Origin of the sequence: Streptococcus mitis (genome assembly GCF_001579035.1) — a bacterium.
Classification (GTDB): Bacteria; Bacillota; Bacilli; order Lactobacillales; family Streptococcaceae; genus Streptococcus; species Streptococcus mitis_J.
In genome coordinates this window covers 1-1,060 of record NZ_KQ970305.1, presented here as the reverse complement: position 1 = coordinate 1,060, position 1,060 = coordinate 1, and the positions used below count along the sequence as shown (strand labels likewise).

The 1,060-nt window shown below is 30.8% G+C and carries 1 protein-coding gene and 1 pseudogene; both read left to right on the top strand.

Features of this window, described 5'->3' with window-relative positions:
* Window positions 1–89: pseudogene (celA, locus tag SMIDD26_RS12045) on the top strand (PTS cellobiose transporter subunit IIB); the annotation flags it as partial.
* A gap of 123 nt (window positions 90–212) precedes the next feature.
* On the top strand, window positions 213–1,060 hold an 848-nt coding region (locus tag SMIDD26_RS10800; RefSeq protein ID WP_167747531.1), incomplete at its 3' end, for a BglG family transcription antiterminator.

Here is a 1,060-nt window from a genome sequence, read left to right as displayed (position 1 = left end):
AACCAGTTGTACAAATACCTCCTCAAGCATATATTCCTATTCCAATGGGTATTGAAAAAATGGCCAATTTGATTCTTGAGAATATTTAATAAACATATAAAATGCCATTGAATATTTAAGTTAAGCTAAATTGTTTTGAGTTTGATATAAACTGATTTAAGTGTATAAAATGCTTCAATATATGAAAACATACGTTTTAGGAGGGAATAAATGTGTTAAACATTAAAGAGAAAGATATCCTTCAATTTTTAATAAAAAATAAGGAACGTTTTGTTACAAGCAAAGAACTGGCAGAATATTTATCCTGTTCAGATAGAACTGTCCGTAATGCACTGAAATTAATTGAGAAGACAATGATAATTCAAGGCGTCCAGTTGATTTCAAAACAAGGTCAAGGGTATCAAATGTTTTTTGAGAATCAAGGTGCTTACCAGGAGTTTAGACAAACTTATGAACTGGAAGAAGACTATACGAAAACTGCGGTTTCAAAAGGTGATGATCGTTTAGTATTTATCTTAAATAAATTATTATTTGAGCAAGTTCCAGTTCTTTTTGATGATTTAGCTGATGAACTTTACGTTAGTCGTTCAACATTATCTCATGATTTCAAAAAGATACGAGTGATGTTATCAGAGTATAATTTGTCTATTGAGAGTAGGGCGAATAAAGGAGTCTATGTCTCAGGTGAGGAACGTGATAAACGACGTTTTATCATGCATTATTTCCTAGAGAATCAATTTTTAAAAACATTACATTGTTATGTGAAATTTAACTTTTTTGATCAAACTGTTCCATTAGAAGAATTTGCTAGAATTGTTTTGGATGAATGCCAAGAGGCCAACCTAAAACTATCTGATTTTGTACTACAGAACTTAGTAGTTCACATAGCATTGTCTATGATTCGTTTAAAATCCGGATTTGAAATAAAAAATATAGACTGTCAGATGACTGATGATGCAATAGAGAGAAAGGTTGCCCAAAGAATTCTTTCTAAAGTAAGTCAAGTAACAAATCAGGAATTTCCAGTTCAGGAAATAGACTACATTACTTTGCATTTGTT